Consider the following 23131-nt stretch of genomic DNA (forward strand, 5'->3'; position numbering starts at 1 on the left):
ACATGTCGAGGTGCCCGACACATCCCGCACTCTTCGTTAAACTTTGGTTCCACCCCCCCGCGCGTTTTTTCTCGGAAAGCTCGACACGACGTTTTGCAGGTTCGACATGACGTTCTGTTTGCTCCCCGCACCCTGGTCATTTATCATTCTTCCTCATTCTTCGCGCCTCATTGAAAAAACACCTGCCCAACGCCGTCACCTGCCTCAATTTGTTGTTCGGCTGCTTGGCGCTGACGAGCATTTTTGCGGGGCGGCTGGAGCTGGGAGCCTACTTCGTGGCCGCCGCCGCCGCCGCCGACTTTGCCGATGGCCTGCTGGCCCGGGCGCTGCGGGTGTCGTCGGCCATCGGCAAAGACCTGGACTCGCTGGCCGACATGGTGTCGTTTGGGGTGGTGCCGGGGGCCATTTTGTTTCAACTGCTGAATAGAGCCGCACAGCCCCACTTTATTGGTTATGCCGCCCCAGCCGGGACCTGGCAGTGGGTAGCGTATTCGGGCTTTGTGGTCACCATCTTCTCGGCGCTGCGGCTGGCCAAGTTCAACAACGACACCCGGCAGACCACGTCCTTTATCGGCCTGCCCACGCCGGCGTGCACGCTGGTGGTGGCGTCGCTGCCCCTCATCCTGGCCCACGACCGGTTCGGGCTGGCCCCGGTCATCCTGCACCCGGGGCTGCTGCTGGGCCTCACGGCGTTGCTCTCGGGGCTGCTGGTGGCCGAGCTGCCGCTGTTTGCCCTCAAGTTTAAGAACCTGCGCTGGGCCGACAACCGGCGCCGGTTCCTGTTTCTGCTGCTGGCGGCAGGATTATTGCTGGGGCTCTGGGCCGCTGCCGTACCCCTGGTGGTGCTGCTTTACGTGCTGCTCTCGGTGCCGAAAACAGCGGCCCGGTAATCGGCCCGGTCCGCGGCTACAATAATTAGGTTATTTGGTTGTTAAGAAGCTGCCATCGGATGAACCTGGCGACTGGCGGGACTGTTGCGGTGCCACCCGTGGCGAAATAGTTTAGGTAACAAGTGCCAAAACATAGCGTGTATGCGTCCTTTTTTTCTCTTCGTTGCTTTTGTAGGATTATTGGTCGGGGCGGCTGCGCCGGTTAGCGCGCAGTCGGACGGCGCGGCCACCGCCCACGGCACCATCCGTTGGGGCGGTTACGCCGAGGTGCCAACCCTGAAAACCCGCAAGCAGAAGGTGCCCACTTTTAGCGAAGCCCGCCAGGCCATGGACGACCAGGTGGGCTGGTTCAGTATGCGGCTGGGCGGCGCCGCGGCCTCCGGCCAGCTCATCAACATGGTGTACGAGCCCTTCTCCGCGGCCGACGCCAAGCTCTTCGATGCGGGCAAGCTGCCGGCCGGCCCGGAGCCCCGGCTCACGTCCGGCACGGAGATGAAGCAGGTGGTCACCCACCTAAGCCTGCGCCCCGTGCGCCGCAACCCCCAAACCGGCCAGCCGGAACGCCTGGTTTCGTTCGACTACAACTACGCGCCCCGCACCGGCAACGCGGCCGCCCGCGGTACGGCCACCAACCGCACCCACGCCGCGCACTCGGTGCTGGCCACCGGCGACTGGTTTAAAATGGGCGTGGCCGAAAGCGGCATCTATAAGCTCGACAAGGCCACGCTGACTAAAATGGGGCTCAGCACCCAGGGGCTCAACCCCAACAACCTCCACGTGTACGGCAACGCCATGGGCATTTTGCCCCAGGCCAACACCGCCCCGCGCCCCGACGACCTCGCCGAGAACAACGTGCTGTTTGTGAGCAGCAACAACGACAACGTGCTCGACGACAACGAGTACTTCTTGTTCTACTCGCCCGGCGCCCATACCTGGGAGGCCCAGGGCGGCCTGTTCAAGCACCGCAATAATATCTACACCGATACCACGTATTATTTCGTGACGGTGAACGGCACGCCCGGGAGCCGGGTGCCCACGGCGGCGCCCCTGGCGGCTACGGCCGTCACGGCCACCGTCACCACCTTCAACCACCGCGCTTTTCACGAGCACGACCTGGCGAACCTGTTGCTTTCGGGCCGTAACTGGGTAGGCGAGGGGTTTAGCAGCAGAACCGGCCAGCAGAAAGAATTCGTGTTTGCCAACATCCCCGACTTGGTGCCCAACGTGCCAGTGCGCGTTACCTCGTCGATGGTGGCCAGTTCCACCGCGGCCAGCTCCTTCCAGCTCACGTTGAACGGCGCCACCTTGGGCAATCAGGTCCTGGGCCCCAAGCCAAATGGTGAGTATCAGCCCATTGCCACCGTGAGCACCATCACCACGCAGCGGGCCTTGCCCAGTCCGGGAACCGAGCTGCGGGTGGGCATCAGCTACGAAAGCAGCGACCCCGGCGCCAGCGGCTACCTCGACTACCTCGAAATCAATGCCGAGCGCCAGCTGCAGATGAGTGGCCCCCAGTTGGAATTCCGCGCCCTGACGCCCACCGGGCCGCAGGCGCGCAACCGTTTCGTGCTGGCCAACGCCACCGGCGCCGCCGTGTGGGACGTCACGAACCCCCGCCGGCCCGTGGCCCGCCCGCTGGACGGCAACGGCAGCTTCGTGGCGCCCGCCGACACCCTGCGCGAGTACGTGGCTCTGCAGCCCGGCGGTAGCTTCAGCACCCCGCGGCCTTTCGGCAAAGTAGCCAACCAGGACCTGCACGCCCTCAACGCTACGCCCGGCGCGCTGCTTGATTTGGTTATCGTGACCTATCCGCTCTTTAAGGCGCAGGCCCTGCGGCTGGCTAGCCACCGCACCAGCCACGACAACCTGCGCGTGGCCGTGGTCACGACCACCGAAGTGTACAACGAGTACGGGTCGGGTGGCCAGGACGTCACGGCCATCCGCGACCTGATGAAGCAGCTCTACGACCGGGCCCCGGCCGGCAAAACGATGCAGTTGCTGCTGTTCGGCGACGCGTCGTTCGACTACAAGTCCGACCCGTACAACGACAAGGCCTTTGAGCCCACGTGGTGGCGCGAGCGGGTGCCGTTTAAAGAAGACGCGGACTTTGACGCGTTCAATCAAAACTACGTGCCCACTTACGAGTCGCGGGAGTCACTGGCACCGTTCTACGGCGGCGCCAGTTACTCATCGGACGATTATTACGCCTTGCTCGACGACGACGAAGGCGAGTGGAATGAGTTGGTGCCCGGTACCGAGCTGCTCGACATCGGGGTGGGTCGTCTGCCCGTGCACACTCCCAAGGGCCAGCTTACCAATGCCGAGCAGGCCCGGCAAGTAGTCGATAAACTCATCGCCTACGACGCAGTGCCATCCTTCGGCAAGTGGCGCAACCGCATTACGCTGGTGTCGGACGACGGCGATAACGACCTGTTTGTGGGGCAAGGCTCGGAATTGATGGCGAGTTCCCTCCAGGCCAATCATCCGGTTTATAACTTGCACAAGGTCTACCTGGACCTGTACCCGCAACAGTCCGGGGCAGCGGGGCAGCGTTCGCTCGAAGCCAACCGCGCCGTTGACCAGTCGATAGAGCAGGGCTCATTGATTGTAAACTACCTGGGCCACGGCGGTCCGAAGGGCCTGGCGCAAGAGCAAATCGTAACCAACGAATCGGTATTGGCTCTGCGCAATTCTAACAACTTCACGTTTTTTACCACGGGCACCTGTGATTTTAGCACCTACGACAACCCGGGCTTTAATTCGGCCGGGGAGCAGTCGCTGGTTGACAACCCCACCGGCGGCGCCATCGGCTTGTTTACCACTACCCGTGTGGTGGAAGCCGGCTCTAACGCCCGGCTGAACCAGGCCTACTTCAACCGGGTACTGCGACCCATCAACGGTCAGATGCCCAACATCAGCACCGTGGTTAGGCTGAGCAAGAACGATTATCCCGGTCTTGGGTTCGCGGGCGTCATCAACAACCGCAACTACGTGCTACTGGGCGACCCCAGCATGACGCTGGCCTACCCCCGGCAAACCGTGGCGCTGGACAGCGTGAGCAAGCGAGGAGCAAACGGTGCCTGGGAGCGGGCCGACACCTTGCAGGCCCTGGCCCGGGTGCGGCTGCACGGCCGCCTGCTCAACAACGGCATCGTAAACAACGCGTTTACGGGCCGGGCCCAGGTCACGATTTACGACAAGCCCACGACCGTGATGACGCTGGGCAACGAAGCCGGGGGAGACCCCACTTCGCCGGACGCACCGCGGCCGGTGGTTATTCAGGAGAACGTGATTTATGGCGGGCAGGCCGCGGTGGTAAACGGACAGTTTAGCCTGACTTTCGTCGTACCCAAGGACATCAACTACAACCCCGGGGTGGGGAAAATCAGCCTGTACGCGTTTGATGGCACGAACCGCATCGACGCGCAGGGCTACCAGATGAAGCCGGTGGGCGGGGCTGCCCGCAACGCGCCCCAGGATACCATTCCGCCGGATATCAAGCTGTTCATGGACAGCGAATCGTTCGCCTTTGGCGGCCTCACCGGGCCCACCACCACGCTGCTGGCGCAACTGAGCGACTCCAGCGGCATCAACACCACCGGGGCGGGCATTGGCCACGACATCACGGCGGTGCTGGACCGCGACCCCACCAAGACCATTGTGCTGAACGAGAGCTACGTGGCCAACGTGGGCGATTTTCGCGCCGGCCGCGTCAACAACTTGTTCAAGGACCTGGCCACCGGGCCGCACACCCTGAGTTTGAAGGCCTGGGACGCGTACAACAACTCCGCGGAACGGGAAGTCGAGTTTGTGGTGGCCCGCGACGAAAAGCTGGCCCTGGACCACGTGCTGAACTACCCCAATCCGTTTGCCAAGTCCACTACGTTCTTCTTCGACCACAACCAGGCCGGGTCCGAGCCCGACAACCTGGACGTGCAGGTTCAGATTTTCACCGTGGCCGGCCATCTGGTGCGCACCCTCACCGCCACCGTGTCCACCACCGAAGCCCACCAAAAGAGCATTACCTGGAACGGCCGCGACGAGTACAACGACCAACTGGCCCGCGGCGTGTACGTGTACCGCTTGAGCGTGCGCTCGCAGGGCAAAGGCACCATGGCTTCGAAATACGAAAAACTCGTCATCCTCAACTAATCTGCTTTCACTTGCGCCCGGGTCGCGTAGGGCCCTTTTTCCCCTCTTTATGCAGTCTCTCTTTTCCCGTTCGCGTTGGGCGCTAGCCGCCGGCTTGGTGGCTGCGGCGGCCACGGCCCAGGCTCAACAAAACCAAAAAACCATCACCACGGCCGTGCCCATCCTCACGCTCGCACCGGACGCGCGCTCGTCGTCCATGGGCGACGCCGGGGTGGCCATCTCGCCCGATGCCAATTCGTCGTACTACAACCCGGGCAAGCTGGGGTTCGTGCCGTTCCAGTACGCTGCGTCGGTTTCTTACTCGCCGTGGCTGCGCAACATCACCGACGACATGAGCATCTCCTATCTCTCGGGCTACGGCAAGGTGGGGCAGCGTTCGGCTTTTGGCGCCTCGCTGCTGTATTTTGATTTGGGGACCATTGACTACCGTGATATCAACAATACGCAATATGCGTTTTTCAGCCCAAAGGAATACGCGCTGGCGGTTTCCTACGGCCTGCAGTTGACGGATAACTTTGGGGTGGGCGCCTCGGCCCGCTACATTCGCTCCAACCTGGTGGGGGCCATCAACGGCAACGACGCCCAGCCCGGCAACGCCGCCGCCGTCGATTTGGGGGCCTACTACGCCAAGGACGCCACCATTGGCACCGGCCTATATAACCTGGCTTTCGGGGCCTCGGTGACCAACATCGGCAACAAGATTACCTACACCGACCCCACCAACCCGAGCTTTCTGCCCACCACGCTCAAGTTGGGTACGGCCATCACCCGCGAGGTTGACCAGTATAACAAATTCACCTTCGTGTTCGATGCCTCTAAGATGTTGGTGCCCTCGCCCTACTACGAAGCAGGCTTGACCTCCAATAACCCGATTATTATTGCCAAAAATAAGGAGCGCAACGACCAATCCATCGTTAGCGCCCTGTTTAATTCTTTCAGCGATGCTCCCGGCGGGTTCAAGGAAGAACTGCGGGAAATCAACCTCTCGACGGGTTTAGAGTACAATTACAACGACCTGCTCTACGCCCGGGGCGGCTATTTTTACGAAGCTCCCGACAAGGGCGACCGCCAGTACGTGAGCCTGGGCCTGGGCGTGCGCTACCAGGTGTTCGGCATCGACGGCACTTACCTGGTGCCCACCGGCGACGGCTCCAAGAACAACCCGTTGGCCCAAACCATTCGCCTCTCGCTGCATTTCAACCTGAACAAGCTGTCGGACGCGTTTGACGAAAACGGCGCCGGCGGCACCAGTGGCAGCACGCCGGAGAACTAAGCCGCCGACCGGTTGCTGCCTTTGTTGAGAACGTCATGCTGAGCTAATCTCAGCATGACGTTCTTTTTTAACATTTTACGCTATTCTGTTTTCCTAAATGCTCGACCGTACCGTCGCTCCCCCCGTTCAGCCGCTGGCCCGCGTGGCCCTGCCTGCGGCCGATGTGCTTTCCCTCCCCAGCGGCGCCCGCCTGCACGTGCTGGCCAACGACGCCCAGCCCGTGGTGCGCCTGCAAGCCGTGTTCCGGGCCGGCAAGCTGGCCGAGCCCCGCCCCGGCCTGGCCTCCCTCACGGCGCGCATGTTGCTGGAGGGCACTACCACCCGCACTGCTCGCCAGATTGCCGACGAATTGGCCTTCTACGGCGCTTCGCTGGAATGCGACGCGGGCTTCGACCGCGCCACGCTCACGCTTTACTGCCTGACCCGGCACTTGACCACGCTCTTGCCCCTGGTGCTGGACGTGCTCGCCAACCCTTCCTTCCCCGCCGCCGAGCTGGAGCAACTCAAGACCCGCACGGTACAGAACGTGCGCGTAGAGCGCCAAAAGACCAGCTTTTTGGCTTCGGAGCGGTTCAACGAGTTGTTGTTTGGCGCCGAAACGCCGTACGGCCGGCCGTTCGACAGCGCCACCTACCAGGCCCTGACGGCCGCGGAGGCGCAGGCTTTCCACCACGCGGCGTACTCGTTTAACAATGCTGAAATATTCCTGTGCGGCGACGTGGTGGCCGAGCGGGCAGCGGTGGCCGCGGCTTTCGGCATCGCTCCGGCCAGCGCCGGACAAGCCGGCGCAACCGCGGCTGACCTCGCGACGGGGACCGACTATTCCTTCGTGGCGGCTTCCGCCAGCCGGATGGCCGTGGCGGGCAGCCTGCAGGCGTCGGTGCGCATGGGCCGGGAGTGGCCGGCGTCCACCCACCCCGACACGCACCGCCTCAAGCTGCTGGTGAACGTGCTGGGCGGCTATTTTGGCTCGCGCCTGATGCGCAACATCCGCGAGGACAAAGGGCTGACGTACGGCATCTACGCCAGCGTGGCCCCGCGCGAACGGGGCGGCTCGCTCGTCATTGGCACCGACGTGAAAGGCGAAAGCGCGGACCTGGCAGTGAGCGAAATCGAAATGGAGCTGCGCCGTCTGCAGGAAGAACTGATTCCGGCCGAAGAGTTGACGACGGTCAAGAACTACTTGCTGGGCAAGTTTGCGAACGAACTGTCCACCGTTTTCGAGCAGTGCGACAAGTACAAAAACATGATATTTCTGGGCCTGCCCGCCGATTACTACCCCGAGTTCGTGCACCAAACCGAAACGGCAACCGCCGAAGCTCTGCGGGAGCTGGCCCGGCAGTACCTCACCCCGGCAAGCATGCAAACGGTAATTGCGGGGCCAGCGAAAGAATAAACAGTTTCACCAGAACGTCATGTCGAGCTTGCCAAGACATCTCGCTCGCATTGTCTAACGAAGCGGGCGAGATGTCTCGGCAAGCTCGACATGACGTTCTGGTGAATTAGTGCTGGCTTCCTTTAGCTCGCCACTGGCGTTTGGATGGCCGGGGGCGTGGGGTTGTATTCGGGCGTGGCGGTGCGGTGCTCGGCGCTTTTCTTGCCCTGGTCGTCCTTGACGTCGCGGCGGCTGAAGGGGCGGATGATGAGGCGCAAGGCCTGGTCGGAGCTGAAGTAGCTGAACGCCCAGTCCACGAAGGCCACCACCTTGTTGCGGAAGCCCACCAGCGTCATCAGGTGCACGAAGAGCCAGGTGGCCCACCCAAAAATGCCATTGAAGTGCACGTTGCCGGGCAGGTCCACCACGGCCTTGTTGCGGCTCACGATGGCCATGGCGCCCTTGTTGAGGTACTTGAAGTCCTTGGGCGCCTCGCCCCGCAGCAGGCGCTGGAGGTTGGCGGCCAGGTGGTCGGCCTGCTGCTGGGCCACGGGCGCGAGCATGGGCAGGCCGCGGGGCATCTCGTCGGTCACCATATTGGCCAGGTCGCCGATGGCGAAGATGTTGGTTTGGCCCTGCACCTGGTTCCAGCGGTTCACGGCAATGCGCTTGTTGCGGGCCACCACCTCGGCGGGCAGGCCGGGCACTTCGGCGCCGTTCACGCCGGCGGCCCACACCAGGTTTTCGGTGGGTATGAACTCGGTGTCGGAAAAATAGGCCCGGCAGTTCTCGAATTTCTTGATTGACGTGTTCAGCCGCACCAACACGCCCAGCTCCTCCAGGTAGCGCTTGGCGTCGGCCTGCGAGGCGGCCGACATGGGCCCAAGCAACTCCGACGTGGCTTCGACCAGGAAAATCTGCATGGCCCGCAAGTCCAGTTCGGGGTAGTCCTTGGGCAGCACGTGCTTGCGCATCTCGGCCAGCGAGCCGCTGATTTCCACGCCGGTGGGGCCGCCGCCCACCACCACAATGTTGAGCAACGCCTGCTTGGCGGCGGGGTCGCTGGTGAGCAGGGCTTTCTCGAAGTTCTGGAAAATGAAGCTTCGCAGGTTCAGCGCGTTCGGAATGCTCTTGATTTGCATGGCGTTGCGCTCGATGCTTTCCAAACCGAAAAAGTTGGTGAGCGAGCCGGTGGCCAGCACCAGGTAGTCGTAGCGAATCTCGCCCACGCTGGTGGCCACCGCGTTACGGGCCGAATCGATGCGCTGCACGTCGGCCATGCGGTAGTAGAAGTTGCGCTGGCCCGCGAAAATCTTGCGGATGGGGTAGGCAATGCTGTCCGCCTCCAGGGCTCCGGTGGCTACCTGGTAGAGCAGGGGCTGGAAGTTGTGGTAATTGTTGCGGTCGACCACCACAACTTGCACGGGCGCGTCGCGCAGGGCCTTGGCCAGGCGCAGGCCCCCGAAGCCGCAGCCGATGATGACCACGCGCGGGTGGGGCGAAAAAGGAAGGTTGGTATCCATAGGGACCGCAGATGGAACGGATGTTAGCGGATTAAACGGATTTTCTGTGGGCACCGGCCATATCTGGCGCGCCAAGTTGCGGCCGGTAGCTCGTGGCTAGGCCGTTAATCCCCCGTTCGAGATTATAACAAGCAACCCCCCAAAACGCCCTGCGATACTCCCCCGGAACCACGAATAATTCGTTTAATCCGCCAACATCCGTTCTATCTGCGGTTAGTCGTCGTCGCTGTCCTTGCGCTTGAACTCGCCTTTTTTCACCTGCTGAATGAGCTGTAGCCAGCTGAAGGGGTTGAGCAGGGGATTGTTGGAATACTGGTTGGGCGCAATGCCATTGCGGCGGTCCAGGTTGAGCTGCTGCAGCTCCTGGGTTTGACGGAAGTTGGCCGTGGCGCCCATCGGCTGGGTGTTGAAGATGCGGCGCATGAGCTGCTCATTCAGGTTGGCGGCGGCGCTGCTGCCGCGCTCGGTGGGCAGGCGCAGGGCCAAAAAAGCCTTCTTGAAGTCGCGCTCGGTGGTGTACGGGAACACGCGCACCTCGCCCAGCATGGTGGCGTCTTCCTGCATCTGCACGATGACCGAATAGCTCTGCCGCTGAAAATCGGGCGGGATGACGATGGTCTGGTTGGTGTAGCCCAGCGAGCGGATGGTGATGCTGTCGCCGGCCAGCACGGCCAGGGAGAAGTAGCCGTAGGCGTTGGAAGCCGTGCCGCGCCCGGCCTTGGGCACGTAAATGGTGGCGCCCGGGATGCCCAGCAGGCTGTCGCCGCTGGCCACGATGCCCGTGAACTGGATGACGCGGCGCTTGCCCTGGGCCCGGGCCGCGGGGGCCGCCAGCAGCAGCCCGCCGAGCAGCACCAGGGCGAAAAACAAGGAAAAGCGGCGAAAACTCAAGAAATCAGGCATGTTCGGGGGGCAGAAAAACAAATATACGGCGCGGGGTCCGGGGCCGATGGTACCTTTGGACGGAACGCCACGGCGGGGCGCGGGCCCCTTCCCAGACAGCAGATGCGCTTGAAACATTTCACGGTTGCTTTTGGGCAGCAACTTTTTAAATCGTTGGGCGACGAAAGCCGGGTGCGCATCCTGCACCTGCTGTGGCGCAACCAGGAAATGGTGGTGGCCGACCTGGAGCAGGTGCTCGACTTCACCCAAACCAAAACCAGCCGGCAACTCGCCTACCTCAAGAACGCCGGCCTGGTGAGCGTGCGCCGGCTCGACAATTGGATGTACTACGGGCTGAAAGAAGAAGCGCGGGAACTGATGCAGCAGCTGCTTGGCTTTATGGAAAAAGACCCGCAGCTCCTCCGCGACCAACACGTGTACCAGACCCTGTGGTCGAACCGCGAGCTGGCCGCGTATAAGCTGCAAAACCGCCATTGGCACGGACCACCGTAGGGTTGGCCGTGCTGGCTATTTTCCGCAAGTTTTAATGAGCAACACCCGCCGCTTTTTTGTGTGTACCCGCCAAAAATCCGGGGTGGGGGAGGACGTGGCCAAGGCCTTGAAAAAAGAACTGAAAAGCCAGGGACTGGGTAAGCTGCTGGTGGACGGCCACAAGCAGCGCACCCAGGTGCAGACCTGCAACTGCCTGGACCTGTGCCACGACTGCAAGAAAGGCCCGGGCGCGGCCTTGGTGGTGTATCCCGAGGGCACGGCGTACGGCAACGTGCAGCCCGCCGACGCCGCCGAGCTGGTGGCCGAGCACCTGGGCCGCGGCCACGTGCTGAAGCGGTTGCGCGTGGATAAATAGGCCGGCCGCGGGCCCCACCGGCGTGGAGCAAATGCCCCGGCGGGGCAGCGCAGGCTAACCGTAAGCGGAGGGAATCCGTTAGAACTTCAATTCTACAGTTTTTTCCCCTGCTCCATGCGTTTCCCCCTCGCAGCCCTGGCCTTCACCGGGCTGACTTTCGCCGCCGTTGCCCAGCCGGCCGCGCCCCCCGATTCGGTCGTCGTGCCCACTCCCGCCGCCGTGAAGCCCCCCACCAACCTGACGCGGGGGCCGCGGGAGTTCGGCAAGTTCGGCAAGAACAACCAGCTCACCGTGCTGCCCATTCCGGTGCTGTTTTACCAGGCCGAAACCGGCCTGGGCTACGGCCTGGGCGGCCTGCTCAGCGGCCGCTTCTCGGAAGACACCCTCACCCGGCCCTCCAACGTGCGGGTGCAGTACTGGCAAACCCAGGAAAACCAGTCGCTGCTCCAGTTGGTGCACACGGTGTACACGCCGGGCGAGAAGTTTTACCTGAACGGCGAGATTAGCGCCTACGACATTCTGCTGTATTACTACGGCGTGGGCCCCGAAACGTCGAGCGACGACGAGTCGGAGACGGCCTATAAGCTCTTCATCATCAACCAGCGGGTGCAGAAGCAAATTGCGCCGAAGCTGTTCTTTGGCGCGCAGTACCGGCTCACCGACATCAGCCAGTTTGACATCACGCCGAACACCACCAACGACGACCGGCCGAACGTGTTTCTGCGCGACCCGCGCCTCACCGACCGGGAGCGGCGCGGCACCCGCGTGTCGGGCCTGGGCCCGGTGCTCACGTTCGACACCCGCGACGTGCCCTCGGCCGCTTTTCGGGGCAACCTGCTCGATGCCAGCGTGATGTTCAACGGCACCGGGCTGGGCTCCGACTACCGCTTTGTGCGCTACCAGCTCGACGCCCGCCACTTCCAGCCCGTGTTCTCGGAGCGCACCATCCTGGCCATGCAGTTCCTGGGGCAGTTCCACACCGGCGACGTGCCCTTTCGGGAGCTGGCCGGCCTGGGGGCCAACCTCGGCGGCACGCTCTACAACAACGCCAACCTGCTGCGGGGCATCTACGAGCAGCGCTTCCGCGACCGGCAGATGATAACCTTCCAGGCCGAGCTGCGCCAGAAGCTGTTCTGGCGCATCGACGGGGCCGTGTTTGGGGGCGTAGGCAACGTGAGCCAGTACATCGACAAGTTCAGCCTCGACAACACCAAGGTGGCCGGCGGCGCGGGCATCCGCTTCAATTTCATCCGGCGCGACCGGCTGAACCTGCGCCTCGACTACGCCGGGGGCACGGGCAGCACGGCGGGTATCTACTTCGCCATCGGCGAAGCTTTCTAGCCGCTCCTGCCTTCGCGGTTCTTCTCAATGAATCCCCTTCTGCTTGCAGGAGGGGATTTTTGCGTCGCGGCCCGGTCGCAATCTGCGCCGTGGCGCGGGCCCGTATCTTGTGCCGCGCCGTGGCATCAGCCGCGGGCCTTCTTTTCCCCATGCGCTTTCTTCTCTCGTTGCTTGTGTTGATGCTGGTGCGCGTGGCTGCCGGTGCCCAAACCCCGGACTCCGCCCGCCCGGCCCCGCCCGCCCGGCCCAACAAGCCGAGCTTCATCCCTTTCCCCATTCTGTTTTCGCAGCCCGAAACCGGCGTCGGCTACGGCCTGGCGGTGCTGCCCGTGTACCGGTTCGGGGCCGACACGCTCACCCGGCCGTCCAACGCGCGGCTGCTGCTTTACCGCACCACCAAGGGGCAGTCGGCCGTGCAGCTCACGCACAACGTCTTCACGCCAGGCGAGCGGTTCCTGGTATCGGGCGAGCTGAGCTACTACTACGATTTCCCGATTAACTACTACGGGTTCGGCCCCCGCACCGAGCTGGCCGATAAGTCCCTGATTCAGTACCGGGTGCTCATTTTCAACCAGCGGGGGCTGCGGCGGCTGGTGCCGCATCTGTTTGCCGGCCTGCAGTACCGCCTCACCAACCTGAGCAACGTGCTAGTGCGCGAAGGTACCGACGACGGCCGCCCCAGTCCGCTGCTGAGCCGGCCCGCGCGCGAGTACACCGGTTCCACCGTCAGCTCCGGGCTGGGGCCCGCGCTGCTCTTCGATAACCGCGACAACATCCTCAGCGCGTTTCGCGGCAACTACCTGGAGGTAAGCGCACTGTTCAACGGGCGGGCTTTGGGCAGCGACAACACCTTCAGCCGTTACCAGCTCGATGCGCGGTATTTCCAGCCCCTGTTCTCGTCCACCCGAACCATCCTGGCGGTGCAGGTGCTGGCCCAGCTGCACAGCGGCTACGTGCCGTTTCGGGAGCTGGCCAACCTGGGCGGGGCCAGCCAGCTGCGGGGCTATTTCGAGGGCCGGTTCCGCGACCGGCAATTGCTGGCCGCGCAGGCCGAGGTGCGCCACCACCTGTTCTGGCGCCTCAACGGGGCCGTGTTCGGGGGCGTGGGGCAAGTGGGCGACGGGTTGGATGAACTCGGCGAAGGCGGGCTGAAAGTGGCCGGCGGCGCGGGCCTGCGCTTCCAATTCAACCGGCGCGACCGGCTCAACGCGCGCCTCGACTACGGCGTGGGCCGCGGCGGCTCGTCGGGCGTGTACTTCAGCATTGGCGAAGCCTTTTAGCCTGCGCCGCTCCGGCTGCCGTCCGTAAGCCGCCGCCAAACCTTTTGACAATCAGCTGCTGAGCAGCGGCTGGAATTAGCCGCAAGAGAAAGTGCCCCGCTCTTTGCCGTAAGCTGGGCCTTATCCTTTCGCGGAAGCCGGCGTACACCGGTTCGATGGACCACGCTACGCCCGCCCGCTTCCTCGCCGCCCACGAGGCCACCGCTCCCGCCCCCGCTTTCTCTCCCGCCTTGCTGCCCGCGCCGCGCCGCCGCGGCTGCGCCCTGCGGCTGCACCGGCAGCTACCCCCGCCCCGCGCCGAGCTGCAAATCAGCGTCATCATCCCGGCCAAAAACGAAGTAGCCAGCCTGCCCGCTACGCTGGCCGCGCTGGCTGTCCAAGTCGACTGGCAGGGCCGGCCCTTGCCCCCGGGCAGCTTCGAGGTGATTGTGCTGGCCAACAACTGCACCGATGCCACGGCCGCCGTGGTGCGCCAGCAGGCCCGGCGCTTCCCGCACTTGGTGCTGCACGCCGCCGAGTTGTGCCTGCCCGCGGCCAAAGCCCACGTGGGCCGCGCCCGCCGCCTGCTCATGGACGAGGCCTGCGCCCGTCTGGAACGCGTGGCGTCGCCCGCCGGCGTCATCGCCAGTACCGACGCCGACACCCGGGTGGCGCCCACCTGGCTGGCTGCCACCCGGGCCGAAATTGCCGCCGGGGCCGACGCCGTGGGCGGGCGCATCTTGACAAATATTACCGGTGCGGCCCTGCAACCCCTGCGCCGCCTGCAGGTGCGCGACGCGGCGTATCGGCAGCTGTGCGCCCGCCTCGAAGGCCTGCTCGACCCGGCCCCCGCCGACCCCTGGCCCCGCCACCACCAGCACTTCGGCGCCAGCCTGGCCCTGACTGCCCGGGCCTACCGCCGGGTGGGCGGCCTGCCCGAAGTCCGGTTTCTGGAGGACGAAGCCCTGTGCCAGGCCCTGCGCCGGCACGATTTCAAGCTGCGCCACAGCCCCGAGGTGCAAGTGCTGACCTCGGCCCGCCGGCAGGGCCGGGCCGAAGTGGGCCTGTCCTGGCAGCTGCGCGAGTGGCTGCACCTGAGCCGGCAGCAGCGCGAGCCCCACGTGGAAAGCCCCGCCCAGCTGGCCCGGCTGTGGCGGGCGCGCCAGCAGCTGCGGACCTACTGGGCCAGCCGCCCCGCGCAGCCGCACCGCCCTTTGGCCACCCAACTGGGCCTGCCCGCCGCCATGCTGCTGGCCCGCGTGCAGTGCGCCGCCGCGTTCGGCGAGCTTTGGGAATGGGTGCTGAAAAACGGCCGGGGCACGGCCGTGGCGCAGTTGCCGCTGTCGCTGGCGTTGCGGGAGTTGCCGCGGCTGATAAAACAGTACGAAGCCGGCCCGGCAGCGTGGCCGGCAGCGCTGGCAAACGCATCAAAAGTCCCGGGCCAGGTCCGGGCATAGAAGCGTTGGTACAGACCCCCAGCGCAGGGCAGTGAGCGGGCCGTATTTTAAGATATTTCACCGCTAGCTTCAGCGGCTGAGGCTATTGGCGTGGCTTTGCTTCTTGGCCGTCCGCTCGCGCCTCAGCGCTTGTCCAATAAATCGAGGCGGTAGTTTTCGTGGCGCTGCCCCGCAAGGTGGCGCAATGGGCCGTCGGCGGTGGTTTTGGCCAGGAAAAACTCGTGCACGTCGTCGCCCGTGAGGGGGTAGTCGTGCACGGGCGGCGTCCAGTGCACCAGCAGCAGTTGGCCGCCGGGCCGCAACGCGGCCACCAGCTGGCCGGCCGCTCGGGCCAGGTCGGCCGCCGACCAGTAGTAGCCCACTTCCGACACCAGAATCAAATCGAACAGCTGGTCAGGGAATTCCTCGGGCACCCGCATTAGTCGCAACTCTACCTGGGGTAAGGCCGCGCAACGCGCCCGCGCCTGCGCCAGGGCGGCCGCGCTCACGTCCACGGCCAGCAGGTGGCCGCAGCGGGAAGCTAGCTGCGCCGTCAGCACGCCCAGCGAGCAGCCGACTTCGAACGCCTGGGCGTAGTGCGGGCGCGGCAGGGCGGCGAGGGTCGCCGCGTACTTCTCCCGCTCGTAAGGGCTGGTTTCAAAATTCCACGGGTCCCGGTTGGCCTGGTAAACGTGGTCGAAATACTCCGGGGGCAACGTATTAGGCTGGTGCTGATTCATGGGTGGCTTCAAAAAAAACTTCGTACGGCCCCGCAAAATGCGCGAGCATTTCTTCGGACAGCAAAAAACCGCCGGGGTCATCCGTGAACACGCCGGGCGCCACCTGCGAGCGGTGCGCCCGAATGGCCCGCTGCTTCTGCGCCACCACGGCGCCAATATTCAGCCGAAAGCCAATGACCCCATCCGCGGCGGTGGGCAAGTCGGCGGCCGAGGCCCGTTCCCAGGCCCACACCACGTATTCGAGGCGGCGGGGCGGGCGCGGCATACCTGCCAAAGCCGCTTGCACCAGCTGGCTGGTGGCGCGGTGGTCGGGGTGCGGGTCGCGCCGCCAGGGCACCAGCACCGTGGCCGCCGAATGGGCTTCCAAAAACCGCTGCAATCGAACCACCGCTTCAGCAAAGCCGGGCGCACCGGCCGCATCAGGAACCCGGCCGTCGGGTAGCCCGAGAAAAAGCGGCGCGCTACCAGAAACCCCTAGAATGGCGAGGGCGCGGCGAAACTCCGTTTCGCGCACGGCCCGCCGGGCCGGGGCCGAAAACAGCTCCGACGCCGGATGCGACAGGGTGCCGTCGCTCACCAGCACCGCGGCGGCCGGCTGGCCGGCTTGGCTCAATAACGCCAGTAGTCCACCGCAGCCCAGTGCCTCGTCGTCCGGGTGGGGCGCCACCACCACCGCGGGGCCCAGGCCGGCCGCAAAGCTGGCGTGACGCACCGGGTAAGAGAAAAAAGGAGCCACTTGAAGGTTAGTTGTCAGTTGTTCGTTGTCAGTTTTCAGGGCAGAAGTCTTCCCGGCGGGATTCTGTTCTCGGGGTCGGATCGGCGCGATGATGCGCAAAACCGGCGGCGTGCAAGGCTCATTGGTCGGCGTAGGAGGGCTGAACCAGTGAATTCCGGGGGATGGTTGAAAACTGGCAGGGCCCCCCGAAAACACGGCTCACCAGCCATCAGCATGACCTAACAACTGACAACGAACAACTGACAACTAATAACGAGCAACTAACCCCGCGACTAATCCGTGAAATTCTTGCCTTCGAGCACGAACCGTCCGACGTCGGCCAACGAGCCATCCGGCGCGGGCTGGCGCAGGTAGTGCGTGAGGTCGCGGTGCAGGCGCTCGAAGGGCAGGGGCTGGAGCAGGCCGCGGGCGCCCACGCTGCGCTCGGCCCATTGCAGCATGTCGAGACAGATTCTTTCGATGGCCGTGCGCGTCATGTTGGCGTAGGCCACGGTGGCCTCGGCCGCTTCGGGTGCGGCCGCGCCGGGGCGGGCGGCGTGCTCGGCCGCGCCGCGCAGCCACTGGCGGCCGCTTTCCAGGGCAATGGCCATTTCGCCCAGGCGCTGGCGCTGGTAGGGGTCGTCGGTGCGGCCCAGGCCCCGCAGGAAGCCGCGGGTCTCTTCAAACACGGCTTCGGCGCCGCCCAGCTGCACGGCGGCAAACCGAATGGCCCCGCCGCTGAACGCCGGCTGCTGGTAATAGGCGTTTGGTGGGCCGATGAGGTCTTCCGGCCCAATTTCTAACCCCGTCAAATCGGCCCGGAAGCTGGCCGTGGCCCGCATGCCCAGCGGCCGCCAGAAGGAGCGGTCCAGCGCCGGCGGCTGGGCGTCGGCCGGCAGCACAAACAACTGCCAGCCCTGCCCGTCGGGCAGCGCGCCACTGATGAGGGGCCGGGCCAGGTGGCCGGCGCCCGAGGCAAAAGTCTTGGCCCCGCGCAAGCGGTAGCGGCCGTTGGCCAACGCCTCCAACTGCACGCCCGCGGCCGGGTCCTCGGTGTTCCACACTCCGAACAAGCGGCCGGCGCGGGCATCGGCGGCGTAGCGCGCCACCTGCGCGGCGCGGCCGAACTGCTGAATAAGCAGCAGCGCATTTAAGTGGCCTTCGTAAATCCGGCCCACCGCCAGGTTGCCCCGCCCGATGTGCTGGAGCATCCGCAGCAAAGGCAGCGTGGCCGCGGCCAAATCGAGCCCGGCCCCGCCCAGCGCGGTGGACAGCGTGGCGGTCAGCAGGCCCGTAGCGCGCAGCCACCTGAACTCTTGCTGCGGAAACGCGCCCACCACATCGGTTTCGGCCGCTTGGGCAAACAGGCGCGGGGCCATTTCGGCAGCAGCAGCTTCGGCCTGGGCGGGGCTGGTCAGGGCGGGAGACACCGCCCGGGCGGATACGACCGTCTCGGCCGTGGCAGTGGCCGGCTCGGCGGCCGGCACTAGGTGAAAGTCAGATGACATGCGCTTGGAAATTGGGACGGGAGGAACAAGCTATACTTTGGAAGCTGGCTCGTGGTTGGGCTTTGGCTGGGCAGTAGGCCATCCTTGGCTGGGATAATAATTCGGTAACACGAGCGGCCCCGCCCCGCCGGACCCAGGCCGTACCTTCGCGGCGGCAATTGTGCCGTGCTTTTCTGTCCGTTTTATGTCGTCTCGTCCCATCCGCGCCGCGTTGCTTTCCGTGTATCACAAAGACCGATTGGCGCCCCTGGTGCAGGTGCTGCGGCAGCACGGCGTCACGTTGTATTCCACGGGCGGCACCCAGAAGTTCCTGGAAGAGGAAGGGGCCGAGGTAACGGCCGTGGAGGACCTGACCGGCTTCCCAGAAGTATTTGGCGGCCGCGTAAAAACGCTGCACCCTAAAGTATTTGGGGGTATTCTGCACCGCCGGCACGACGAAGGCGACCTGGCCCAGGCCAAGCAGCACGGCATTCCGCCCATCGACCTGGTGGTGGTGGACCTGTACCCCTTCGAAGAAACCGTGGCCAGCGGTGCCGAAGAGCAGGACGTCATCGAGAAGATTGACATCGGCGGCATTGCGCTGCTACGCGCCGCCGCCAAAAACTACCGCGACGTGCTCGTGGTGAGCAGCCGCGACCAGTACGCGGCCGTGACCGAACTGCTGACCGCTAAAAACGGCGCCACCGACCTGGAAGACCGCCGGCATTATGCGGCGGCGGCGTTCCAAGTCACGAGCCACTACGACACCGAAATCTTCGGCTACCTCCGCCAAGGCACCAGCTTCACCAACGAGAAATTATTGACCGATAATTCCTCATTCCTCATTCCTCATTCCTCATTAAGCGCAGCGTCAACGCCCCTGCGCTACGGCGAAAACCCGCACCAGGCGGCTGTTTTTCACGGCGACCTCACCGCGCTGTTTGACCAGCTGCACGGCAAGCAGCTCAGCTACAACAACCTGGTGGACGTGGACGCGGCCGTGGCCCTCATGGCGGAGTTTGCCGACGGCGAGCCGGCCTGCGCCATCCTCAAGCACACCAACGCCTGCGGCGTGGCCCAGGCCGCCACGCTGCGCGAAGCCTATTTAAATGCCCTGAGCTGCGACCCAGTCTCGGCTTTTGGCGGCGTCATTATCGTGAACAAAGAAGTGGATGCCGCCACTGCTTCGGAGCTGAACCAGCTGTTTTTCGAGGTGCTGATTGCGCCCGGCTTCGCGGCCGAGGCGCTGCCGGTGCTGCAGAGCAAGAAGAACCGCATTCTGCTGCTGCAAAAGCCGGTGCAGTTTCCGGCCAGGCAAATCAAAACCCTGCTCAACGGCATCATCGAGCAGGACGCCGACCGCCAGACCGAAACCGCCGCCGACTTCCGCACCGTGACCCAGTCGGCCCCCACGGCCGAAGAGACGGCGGCCCTGGTGTTTGCCGGCAAAATCTGCAAGCACACCAAGAGCAACACCATCGTGCTGGCCCGCGCCGGCCAGCTGCTGGCCTCTGGCGTCGGCCAAACCTCGCGCGTCGACGCCCTGCGCCAGGCCATCGAGAAAGCCCGCGCCTTTGGCTTCGACCTGCGCGGCGCCGTGATGGCTTCCGACGCTTTTTTTCCTTTCCCCGATTGCGTGGAAATTGCCGGTGCCGCCGGCATCCGGGCCGTGGTGCAGCCCGGCGGTTCCGTCAAGGATGCCGACAGCACCCGGGCCTGCGACGAGCTGGGCATGGCCATGGTGCTCACGGGCGTGCGGCACTTCAAGCATTAAGAGCCCATCCGAATAGGCAGTTAAAGCGAACAGAACGTCATGCAGAGCGGAGCGAAGCATCCCGCGGGAATCGTTGAAAAAGTAGATTACTGCAGCACGCGAGATGCTTCGCTCCGCTCTGCATGACCGCCTATTCCGATAGGCTCTAAGGCGGCGGACGCAAGCTTGTCATTGCGAGCGCAGCGCGGCCTGTTCCGTGCCCGGCGATGCAACCAAGCCCCGGCTCTGCCTAGAGCCGGGGTTTTTTGGGTCTGCTGCCTGGGCCTATCACACCCCGAGGCCAGTTACCGAAGACGGGACGGCTGGCCGCGCTGCGCTCGCAATGACGCGGGATGGCATTTCTGTAAATGCCATAATGCCGTTCATCACCCCGGCCCAAACCTTCCGTACCTTTACCCATTATGTTGCCCGGATTACTATTTGGGCCCCGCCTTATTGCAGCTAACTCAATGGGTTTCTTTAATTTCCTGACCAGCGATATTGCCATCGACCTGGGCACGGCCAATACGCTCATCATTCACAACGACAAAATCGTGGTGGACGAGCCGAGCATCATCGCCAAAGACCGCACCACCAACAAAGTCATCGCCGTGGGCCGCCAGGCCCAGCAGATGCACGAGAAAACCCACGACAACATCCGCACCATTCGCCCGCTCAAGGACGGGGTCATTGCCGATTTCCACGCCGCCGAGGAAATGATTAAGGGCATGATTAAGATGATTGACACGCGCAACCGGCTGTTTCAGCCCTCGCACCGCATGGTCATCTGCATCCCGTCGGGCATCACGGAAGTGGAGAAACGCGCCGTGCGCGACTCCGCCGAGCACGCCGGGGCCAAGGAGGTCTGGATGATTCAGGAGCCCATGGCCGCCGCCATCGGCATCGGCATCGACGTGGAGCAGCCCGTGGGCTCGATGATTATCGACATCGGGGGCGGCACCACCGAAATCGCAGTCATTGCCCTGTCGGGCATCGTGTGCGACCAATCCATTAAGACGGCCGGCGACGTTTTCAACCAGGACATCCTCGACTACATGCGCCGGCAGCACAACCTGCTCATCGGCGAGCGCTCGGCCGAGCGCATCAAAATTGAGGTAGGCGCCGCCCTCACCGAACTCGACATGCCCCCGCCCGACCACGAAGTGCGCGGCCGCGACCTGATGACGGGTATTCCGAAAGTCATTAAAGTAACGTTCTCGGAAATCGCCATTGCGCTCGATAAATCGGTGGCCAAAATCGAAGAAGCCGTGCTGAAAGCCCTCGAAATTTCACCGCCCGAACTGTCGGCCGATATTTACGAAAACGGCATTCACCTCACCGGCGGTGGCGCGCTGTTGCGCGGCCTGGACAAGCGCCTAGCCGCCAAAACCAAGCTACCCATTCACATTGCCGAGGACCCGCTGCGCGCCGTGGTGCGCGGCACGGGCAAGGCCATTAAGGACATTCAGGCGTTCAAAGGCGTACTTTTGACTTAATTAAAAATGAAAAATTAAGAATTAAAAATGAGACCCGAAGTCAGTCCCGAGGCGCGGTGTAAGACCATTTTTAATTTTTAATTCCTAATTTTTAATTCAAATGAGAAACCTGTTTCTCTTTCTGTTTCGCTTTCGGGGGGCGCTGGTATTTGGCTTGTTGGAAATAATTAGCTTGTATTTATTTATCACCAACAACTCCTACCAACGGGCAGCGTTTTTTAATTCGGCCAATGCCTACGCCGGCGTGGTGCTGGACCGCCGCACGCAGGTGACCGACTATTTCAAGCTGGCCGAGGTGAACCAACAGTTGGTGGCCGAAAACACGGCGCTGCGCCAGCAGTTGTACCCCGCCGATACGGTGCGCCGCGAGGCCGATTCGGTGGCCCTGCCCCCGGCCCGTACCGATTCGCTGCGGCGCGTGCGCTACCAGCGGCCCGCCGAGCGCCCCGACACTTTGCTGCTGGGGCAGCAGCGCCTGCCGGCCCGCGACCCGAGTTATCCACTTATTCCGGCCCGAGTTATCAACAATATGCTGCGAAATGTGGATAACTACCTCACCCTGAACGTGGGCAGCGCCAGCGGCGTGCGGCCCGGCCTGGGGGTGGTGGCCGACGGCGGCGTGGTAGGCCGGGTGAAAGTGGTGAGCGAGCATTACGCCACCGTCACCAGCCTGCTGCATTCCAAAACCAGCATTTCGTCCAAAATCAAGCGGGACGGTACGTTCGGGACCATTCGGTGGCTGGGCGACGACCCCACCCACGCCCTGCTCGACAACGTGCTGCGCGAAACGCGGCTGGTGCGGGGCGACACCGTGGTGACGTCGGGCTACAACGCGGTGTTTCCCGAGGGCATCTTTATCGGCACCGTGGATTCGTTCGTGAAGGAGCCCGACAAGAATTTCTGGACGGTGCGGGTGCGGCTGGGCATCAACTTCGCTAATTTGACCTACGTGTACGTGGTGACCAGCCGGCCCCGGGCCGAGCGCGACACCGTGGAGGCCCGCGCCGGCGTGCCGCTGGAAGGGGGGCAGCGTCCGTGAGCGGCCTGCGGTTGGTGGTGGTGCAGCTCCTGCGCTTTGGGCTGTTTGCGGGGGTGCACGTGCTGCTGATTAGCCGGCTGGTGCTCTTCGACCGGGGCTGGTGCTTTCTGTACCTGGGCTTTTTGCTGTTTCTGCCGCTGGCCACGCCCATCGTGGTGCAGTTGCTGCTGGCGTTCGGGATGGGGCTAACGATGGATATTTTTTACGACACCGGCGGGCTGCACGCGGCGGCGGCGGTGCTGCTGGGCTTCCTGCGGCCGTGGGTGCTGCGCCTGCTCACCCCGCGCGACGGCTACGACAGCGGCGACGCCGTGAACGTGCACCAGATGGGCTGGCAGTGGTTTGGGGTGTACCTCACGCTGCTGGTGGTGCTGCACCACGCCGCATTTTTTCTGCTGGAGCTGGGCAGCTTTCGTAATTTCGGGCTCACGATGGTTAAAATGGGGGCCAGCGCCCTCTTCACCGGGCTGGCGCTGTTGATTGTGCAGCTGCTGTTTTTTCCGGTGCGGCGCGGCCGTAATTAATGGTTAACGATTAATGGTTGGCGGTAAGTGAGGGATGCTGAAGAAAAAGTCGTTTGAATTTGCAATTCGAATTGTTCGATTATTTCAATACCTGCAAACCGTCAAGCAAGAACAAGCAAGAATATGTATTAGCGAAGCAGTTGTTGCGTTGCAGTACATCGGGTACATCGGTGGGCAGCATGATTCGAGAAGCTGAACATGCCGAGAACAAAGCTGATTTTGTTCATAAAAGGGCTGTAGCTCAGAAAGAAATTAACGAGACGCGGTATTGGTTGGAACTGCTAGCCGCGACTGATTAGCTCACAAACGAAGAACATGACAGCCTGCGTGCCGATGCCACCGAACTCCTGAAAATGTTGACGAGCACCATCAAAACGG

General features: G+C 63.7%; 19 protein-coding genes. 14 read left to right on the top strand and 5 right to left on the bottom strand.

The features are described 5' to 3' along the window. The first annotated feature begins 170 nt into the window (after nucleotides 1–170). The 4 genes from RMO51_RS14915 to RMO51_RS14930 all read left to right on the top strand — a co-directional run bounded on the left by RMO51_RS14915 (nucleotide 171) and on the right by RMO51_RS14930 (nucleotide 7711). Nucleotides 171–890 carry a CDP-alcohol phosphatidyltransferase family protein gene (locus RMO51_RS14915; RefSeq protein WP_310395899.1) on the top strand — a complete coding sequence of 240 codons (720 nt, stop codon included), beginning with the start codon at nucleotides 171–173 and terminating at the stop codon, nucleotides 888–890. A gap of 141 nt (nucleotides 891–1031) precedes the next feature. Beyond that, nucleotides 1032–5042, top strand: a complete 4011-nt coding sequence (gene porU / locus RMO51_RS14920; RefSeq protein WP_310395901.1) for a type IX secretion system sortase PorU — start codon at nucleotides 1032–1034, stop codon at nucleotides 5040–5042. Nucleotides 5043–5091: 49 nt separating this feature from the next. Next, a complete protein-coding gene (porV, locus tag RMO51_RS14925; protein WP_310395902.1) occupies nucleotides 5092–6315 on the top strand; it encodes a type IX secretion system outer membrane channel protein PorV in 1224 nt (407 codons plus the stop codon). A 97-nt stretch (nucleotides 6316–6412) separates the two neighbouring features. Further along, nucleotides 6413–7711: a pitrilysin family protein gene (locus RMO51_RS14930; RefSeq protein ID WP_310395905.1), complete on the top strand. Its 1299-nt coding sequence runs from the start codon at nucleotides 6413–6415 to the stop codon at nucleotides 7709–7711. A 122-nt stretch (nucleotides 7712–7833) separates the two neighbouring features. Here RMO51_RS14930 and RMO51_RS14935 read toward each other — a convergent pair whose 3' ends face one another. Together RMO51_RS14935 and RMO51_RS14940 are read right to left on the bottom strand one after the other, a co-directional pair. Further along, nucleotides 7834–9213 carry an NAD(P)/FAD-dependent oxidoreductase gene (locus RMO51_RS14935; protein ID WP_310395907.1) on the bottom strand — a complete coding sequence of 460 codons (1380 nt, stop codon included), beginning with the start codon at nucleotides 9211–9213 and terminating at the stop codon, nucleotides 7834–7836. A 213-nt stretch (nucleotides 9214–9426) separates the two neighbouring features. After that, the gene (locus RMO51_RS14940; RefSeq protein ID WP_310395909.1) at nucleotides 9427–10116 is read right to left on the bottom strand and encodes a carboxypeptidase-like regulatory domain-containing protein; all 690 of its coding nucleotides are present in this window, start codon (nucleotides 10114–10116) and stop codon (nucleotides 9427–9429) included. A 102-nt stretch (nucleotides 10117–10218) separates the two neighbouring features. Between RMO51_RS14940 and RMO51_RS14945 the strand changes: the two genes are divergently transcribed. The 5 genes from RMO51_RS14945 (at nucleotide 10219) to RMO51_RS14965 (ending at nucleotide 15020) form a co-directional block, all read left to right on the top strand. Then, nucleotides 10219–10608 (top strand): metalloregulator ArsR/SmtB family transcription factor, encoded by a 390-nt coding sequence (locus RMO51_RS14945; protein WP_310395911.1) that lies wholly within the window; start codon nucleotides 10219–10221, stop codon nucleotides 10606–10608. Between the two features lie 34 nt (nucleotides 10609–10642). Beyond that, nucleotides 10643–10963 (top strand): (2Fe-2S) ferredoxin domain-containing protein, encoded by a 321-nt coding sequence (locus tag RMO51_RS14950; RefSeq protein ID WP_310395912.1) that lies wholly within the window; start codon nucleotides 10643–10645, stop codon nucleotides 10961–10963. Nucleotides 10964–11077: 114 nt separating this feature from the next. After that, nucleotides 11078–12304: a BamA/TamA family outer membrane protein gene (locus tag RMO51_RS14955; protein ID WP_310395914.1), complete on the top strand. Its 1227-nt coding sequence runs from the start codon at nucleotides 11078–11080 to the stop codon at nucleotides 12302–12304. Between the two features lie 149 nt (nucleotides 12305–12453). Next, nucleotides 12454–13584, top strand: coding sequence for a BamA/TamA family outer membrane protein (locus RMO51_RS14960; RefSeq protein ID WP_310395915.1), 1131 nt, complete (start codon nucleotides 12454–12456; stop codon nucleotides 13582–13584). Nucleotides 13585–13739: 155 nt separating this feature from the next. Beyond that, complete coding sequence (locus tag RMO51_RS14965) at nucleotides 13740–15020, top strand: glycosyltransferase (RefSeq protein ID WP_310395917.1); 1281 nt, start codon at nucleotides 13740–13742, stop codon at nucleotides 15018–15020. Between the two features lie 122 nt (nucleotides 15021–15142). On the opposite strand, the gene RMO51_RS14970 is transcribed toward RMO51_RS14965, so the two are convergent. The 3 genes from RMO51_RS14970 to RMO51_RS14980 form a co-directional block, all read right to left on the bottom strand. Next, nucleotides 15143–15739 carry an SAM-dependent methyltransferase gene (locus RMO51_RS14970; RefSeq protein WP_310395919.1) on the bottom strand — a complete coding sequence of 199 codons (597 nt, stop codon included), beginning with the start codon at nucleotides 15737–15739 and terminating at the stop codon, nucleotides 15143–15145. Further along, nucleotides 15720–16451, bottom strand: a complete 732-nt coding sequence (locus RMO51_RS14975) for a PIG-L family deacetylase (RefSeq protein ID WP_310395921.1) — start codon at nucleotides 16449–16451, stop codon at nucleotides 15720–15722. The genes RMO51_RS14970 and RMO51_RS14975 overlap by 20 nt, the downstream gene beginning before the upstream one ends. A 296-nt stretch (nucleotides 16452–16747) precedes the next feature. Further along, nucleotides 16748–17962 (bottom strand): acyl-CoA dehydrogenase family protein, encoded by a 1215-nt coding sequence (locus tag RMO51_RS14980; RefSeq protein ID WP_310395923.1) that lies wholly within the window; start codon nucleotides 17960–17962, stop codon nucleotides 16748–16750. A gap of 184 nt (nucleotides 17963–18146) precedes the next feature. On the opposite strand from RMO51_RS14980, the gene purH reads away from it, so the two are divergent. The 5 genes from purH to RMO51_RS15005 all read left to right on the top strand — a co-directional run bounded on the left by purH (nucleotide 18147) and on the right by RMO51_RS15005 (nucleotide 23052). Continuing rightward, on the top strand, nucleotides 18147–19715 hold the full coding sequence (gene purH, locus RMO51_RS14985) for a bifunctional phosphoribosylaminoimidazolecarboxamide formyltransferase/IMP cyclohydrolase (protein ID WP_310395924.1): 1569 nt from the start codon (nucleotides 18147–18149) through the stop codon (nucleotides 19713–19715). Between the two features lie 449 nt (nucleotides 19716–20164). Next, complete coding sequence (locus RMO51_RS14990) at nucleotides 20165–21190, top strand: rod shape-determining protein (protein WP_310395926.1); 1026 nt, start codon at nucleotides 20165–20167, stop codon at nucleotides 21188–21190. 100 nt (nucleotides 21191–21290) lie between these two features. Next, a complete protein-coding gene (mreC, locus tag RMO51_RS14995; protein WP_310395927.1) occupies nucleotides 21291–22229 on the top strand; it encodes a rod shape-determining protein MreC in 939 nt (312 codons plus the stop codon). Continuing rightward, on the top strand, nucleotides 22226–22753 hold the full coding sequence (locus RMO51_RS15000) for a hypothetical protein (protein WP_310395929.1): 528 nt from the start codon (nucleotides 22226–22228) through the stop codon (nucleotides 22751–22753). The genes mreC and RMO51_RS15000 overlap by 4 nt, the downstream gene beginning before the upstream one ends. A 143-nt stretch (nucleotides 22754–22896) precedes the next feature. Continuing rightward, the gene (locus tag RMO51_RS15005; RefSeq protein WP_310395975.1) at nucleotides 22897–23052 is read left to right on the top strand and encodes a four helix bundle protein; all 156 of its coding nucleotides are present in this window, start codon (nucleotides 22897–22899) and stop codon (nucleotides 23050–23052) included. Nucleotides 23053–23131 lie beyond the last annotated feature (79 nt).

This window comes from Hymenobacter sp. (assembly GCF_031398885.1).
GTDB lineage: Bacteria > Bacteroidota > Bacteroidia > Cytophagales > Hymenobacteraceae > Hymenobacter.